General features: G+C 65.7%; 4 protein-coding genes and 2 pseudogenes. 2 read left to right on the plus strand and 4 right to left on the minus strand.

Going from position 1 to position 4,575, the window contains the following annotated elements; translation table 11 throughout:
• Nucleotides 1-856: 856 nt before the first annotated feature.
• Both ACWDTP_RS37585 and ACWDTP_RS37590 read right to left on the minus strand, forming a co-directional pair.
• Nucleotides 857-1,279 (minus strand): annotated as a pseudogene (locus ACWDTP_RS37585) (AAA family ATPase); the annotation flags it as partial.
• Nucleotides 1,266-2,387: a spirocyclase AveC family protein gene (locus ACWDTP_RS37590; RefSeq protein WP_450028293.1), complete on the minus strand. Its 1,122-nt coding sequence runs from the start codon at nucleotides 2,385-2,387 to the stop codon at nucleotides 1,266-1,268. The pseudogene ACWDTP_RS37585 and the gene ACWDTP_RS37590, both read right to left, overlap by 14 nt.
• A gap of 124 nt (nucleotides 2,388-2,511) precedes the next feature.
• On the opposite strand from ACWDTP_RS37590, the gene ACWDTP_RS37595 reads away from it, so the two are divergent.
• On the plus strand, nucleotides 2,512-3,114 hold the full coding sequence (locus tag ACWDTP_RS37595) for a TetR/AcrR family transcriptional regulator (protein WP_450028294.1): 603 nt from the start codon (nucleotides 2,512-2,514) through the stop codon (nucleotides 3,112-3,114).
• Nucleotides 3,115-3,184: 70 nt separating this feature from the next.
• Here ACWDTP_RS37595 and ACWDTP_RS37600 read toward each other — a convergent pair whose 3' ends face one another.
• A complete protein-coding gene (locus ACWDTP_RS37600; protein WP_450028295.1) occupies nucleotides 3,185-3,790 on the minus strand; it encodes a hypothetical protein in 606 nt (201 codons plus the stop codon).
• 187 nt (nucleotides 3,791-3,977) lie between these two features.
• Here ACWDTP_RS37600 and ACWDTP_RS37605 point away from each other — a divergent pair, with 187 nt between their 5' ends.
• Complete coding sequence (locus tag ACWDTP_RS37605) at nucleotides 3,978-4,424, plus strand: MarR family winged helix-turn-helix transcriptional regulator (RefSeq protein ID WP_450028296.1); 447 nt, start codon at nucleotides 3,978-3,980, stop codon at nucleotides 4,422-4,424.
• Between the two features lie 2 nt (nucleotides 4,425-4,426).
• On the opposite strand, the pseudogene ACWDTP_RS37610 reads toward ACWDTP_RS37605, so the two are convergent.
• A pseudogene (locus ACWDTP_RS37610) lies at nucleotides 4,427-4,575 on the minus strand (amidohydrolase family protein); the annotation flags it as partial.

Below are 4,575 nucleotides of genomic sequence, written 5' to 3' on the forward strand. Positions count from 1 at the left end.
TGAACCGTAGAGAAGTCCAATTATTCCTTGCAGGACAGGCACTTTCGCGTATCTACACCCCACCAAAGCAACATTTCACGGAAAATCCGGGCTAGGCCATAAACCGTAGTCTCGGCGGAGAGGTCGGTGCAGCGAGCTCGGCCAACGCGCTGAGGAACAACTCGTCCATCCGCGGACTCAGCTCGCCCAACGTCGCCGCCGCACGGCGCTGATGATCGTGGATGGCCAGCCCGTCGCCGTCGGCATCGGTCGCCGATCCCGACGCGTCGACGAGGATGAGCACACCGAGGTTGCGGGCGAGCTTGCGCCGCTCCAGGTAGACGTGCTCCGGTGGTGAGTGGCCGGAGCACAGATCCGTGAACAGGTCGATGAGAGCTTCGACGTCGACGTCATCGCCGTCGGCCCGGGCACGCAACACTTTCGGGCCGAGACCGACGCGGGCCAGCCTGCGTCGCAGCACCGCGTCCCGTGCCGCCCCGACGGCCGAGACGTCGACCACGGCGGTGATCGGGAAATCGACGACGCGGCACCAGTCCTCCCGATACCGGTCACCGAACACGTCCCATTCCGGGTACATGGCGCCACCGACTTCGAGTGCCGCACCGGGCTTCTCGGCACCGGTGAAGCGGATCGCCGTCGGCACCGGGCGCGCATTCACGCCCGCATGCGACGTCCGTCGTATCGAGCCGACCCCCAACTCGCCGCCGGCACCCTCGCTTCCGGGGGAGCGGGAGCCTCCGAACAGCGTGCGCAGGAATTTCGCCGGCGCCTGCATGCCGAGGGGAACCTCGAACAGTTTCAGGATCCAGCTCTTCTCGGCCGGTCCGTCATCGTCATCGTCCATTTCGGACGAGTACACGGTGGTGCCGAGCCGGTCGATGGACAGTTCGCGCCGGTGGTCGGCGAGCGGATGGATGACCACCGTGGTGTCCTGACGGGCCTCCACGATCTCGTCGAGATAGCAGATGGCGCCCTCCCGCACCGCTCTGGTCAATGGGCCGTCCACCCATACGGTTTCGCCGCCCTTGAGCAGGAAGCGGCCCACCAGATCCGCCGATGTCATGTCTTCGTGGCCGGCGACGGTGATGAGTTCACGACCAGTCTCATGCGCCATCGCCTCAACGAAGCGGATTTTTCCGCACCCGGTGGGTCCCTTGAGCAGCACCGGCGCACCGCGGCGGGCGGCCGCAAGGACGGTCTCGGCCTCCCGGCCCGCGGCCCGGTAGTACGGTGCGGGCGAACCCGTTTCGGTGATCGGCCGGAACTTACTGACCGTCAATGCTCACCCCGTCCGGCAGCACCAGCTCACCGTCATGGTTGACGTATCCCGAATGCTTGGTCGGTAACGGCAGATCGGGGTTCGGGCACGGCCGGTCGGTCCCCTCACCGCAGATGCCGGGGTTGAAGTAGGACCGCTTCTGCACATCCTCGGGCCAGGCGTCGGCGTGCATGCCGAGCCAGGTCGCCGGAACGTTGTAGAAGAGAAAGAAGCATGCGCTGACACCGCCGAAGATCGCCAGGAAGCGGATGAACTGTTGCTTGACGAAACCGCCCCGGATCCGGTCGATTCCGCGCTCGACCACGGTGCGTCCCCGGTCATCGGTGAAGAAGCGCAGGCAGCACAGCGCCGCTTGGACACCGCCCCACATGAAGCCCTCGTAGATGGGGTACTGGTAGTAGGTGCCTGCGTTGATCGACAAGGCCTGGATCGCGCCGGGGTAGGAGTAGAAACCGGTCGGCAGGAGGATGAGCCCCTCCATGACGAAGTCGAAGACGATGGCGATCGCATAGGTGACCAGGACCAGCCGCAGGTTGCTGATCGCCGGCCACCGGTTCTTGATCTTGCGCATCAGCGCGCATCCGACGATGGTCAGCAGCAGGACGCCGTAGGCGTAGCCGGGGATATTGGTCAGCAGCGGTTCGGGCACGGTGTGGCCTGGTTCCTCGTGGGCCACCCAGCCCGGAATGTGCGGTGCCCATGAGCCCTGGTTGAACAGCCATGCGTTGTACGTGCACCAGGTGCTGTAGTAGTTGAGCATCGGATCCTGGAACATCATCAGGCCCATCGACACCAACAGCATGCCGTCGAGGGTGATCCGCCTCTCCCGCACCCATGGCCGAATAATGAAGAACCACAGGGCAAACGGCAGGCCAGCCCAGAGCACGGCGGCGTTGGCGATCAGCGGGATCTTCATGTAGAGCGGCGGCTCGCTGGGGCCACCCGACACCGGCTCGAAATAGGGGCCGGTGACCCACCGGGCGATCAGATACACCGTCAGCACCAGAAACACGCCGCCGACGGTCGCCCAGATCTTGAACGCGTTGGACGACGACGGACCGTGCCTTTCGAGGTCGGTGACGGCAGGTTTCCTGGACAGATCACTCATGATCGGTTTCCCCTCGACGATCGTGGAGTCAGTCGGCGGAACCAAGCGGACCAACCGATGCAAATATACTGAACGGTATCTGAGATTCCAATAGGTTACTGAGATTCTGTGGCACACTTCTGTCATGGCCGAGCGCTGGACCCGAGAACGCAGACTCGAGCACACGCGCTCAGTGCTGCTCGATGCCGCCGAGGAGGTATTCGCCGAGAAGGGTTTCGCGCCGGCCACTCTCGACGACATCGCACACGCAGCGGGCTATACGAAGGGTGCGATCTACAAGCACTTCGCCACGAAGGAGGACCTGTTCCTTGCCGTGAGCGACCGCTACTGGCGGCGCTACTTCGACAACTTCGCCGAGGTGATGTCGAACTCGACGCAGATCGGGGCGGCCGAACTCGACGAGATCGCCAAGCGCTGGCGTGAACTCAGCCGCGACCGGGGCGCCGAGCACGCCGCATTGGGACACGAGTTCACCCTCTACCTGCGCCGCAATCCCGAGGCGCGGGAACGGGTGGCCACCAAACGCGCAGAGGTCGTCGAGGCGCTCGGCACCTTCATCGCCACCGGCATGGACCGCCTCGGCGCGACGCTGCGGATCCCGGCGTCAACGTTCGCCCAGGTACTCATCGCGACCAGCGAGGGCGTCGTGCTGGGCAGCGAACTCGACGACGTCGACCTCTACCGGCCGATCGTCGACATGTACGTCTCCGCCATCAAGCTGCCCTGACGCCGAGACTACGGTTTTTGCGGCGATCCGCGCGGATTCGGACCACAAACCGTAGTCTCGGCGCGGGTTTTCAGCTTTCGGCGAGCACGCCGTGCAGCGCCCTCTTCGCCTCGTCGATCGCGGCCAGCAGGTTCGTCCGCACCTCACCGAGCTTGGCCTTCTGCGCGTCGGTGCCGGTGAACGCGATGGTGCGGGCCAGCCCCGCGACCTCGTGCAGGCCGTGACGGATCTTGATCACGTCGGCGAACTTGCCCACCTTGCCCAACAATGCGTGCGCGGTCTCACTGGTGACGCCGCGCCAGGCCAGCAGCTGGGTGCCGAATTCGGTCAGCGTGGCCACACCGTCGGAGACGGTGACCACACCGCGGCCAGCCAGCCCGGCGATGGCGAGTTCGACGATATCCAGCGGCGGGGTGATGGCACCGCCGGTGGCTTCGGTGGTGCGCTCGACGATCTGCTCGGCGGTGGCCGGCCCGTCGAGCAACAGTGCCGCGGTGCCGATCGCCGCACGCTTGAGCGCGAAGCCCGGCCCGGAGCCACCGCCGAAGCCCCCACCGAAACCGGGTCCGCCGAACCCTCCCTGGCCGAAACCGCCCTGCCCTTCATGGCCGCAGCCACCGCCACCGAATCCGAATCCCGCCGGACCAAAGCCGCCGCCAAATCCTCCAAAACCCATGTCACACATTCCTTTCCAGATCGCACCGGACCGACGGAACGCGGCCCGGCAGGTGTATCAAGTTCCTTGATACGCCCGGCATGGCGACAATTCAATGAGATCTGGCTGAGAACTGGTTGAGCTGTGGGCGAAACGGTGCGCCCGGTGTGGATGGTCGCCACGGGCAGCCCGTGTGAGGATTCCAGTTATGACTGCCCCGGACAGCGAGCCGCTGGGATACCTGCTGCACCGCGTGGCTGCCACGCTGCGCCCTGAGGTGGCCGCGGTTCTCGCTCCCGTCGGACTCGGGCTGGCAGAGTTCGTCTGCCTGCGCATCATTTCGCTGCATCCCGGGCTCACCAGCGCCGACCTGGCCCGCCACACCCATGTCTCCGCACAGGCGACCAATCAGCTGCTGCACCGCCTGGAGGCCATCGGCGCCGTATCCCGGCCCGATACGGCGACCGCGGGCCGGGCGCTACCGGCCGAGCTCACCGCGGCCGGCCGAGAATTGCTCACCCGGGCCGAGGATGCCGTGCACATCGCCGATCAGCGGGTCCTGGACCGCCTGACGCCCACCGAACAGCGACAACTCAAGGCGTTGTTGCGGAAGGCCGGACGCGACGACGCGCCGTGTGGGCCGTTCGGGTCATAGCCTCAGAAGACCCGCACCTGGCCTTCGAGCACCGGAACGGTCTCCGGCAGCTTGTAGGTGGCGATCCCGTTGCGGAACATCACGTTCTCGCGGGCATGTTCGGGTAGGTGTTTGACCAGCCAGCGCGGGTCGTCGTAGGTCCAGTGCGGAT

Source organism: Mycobacterium sp. NPDC003449, from assembly GCF_053588415.1.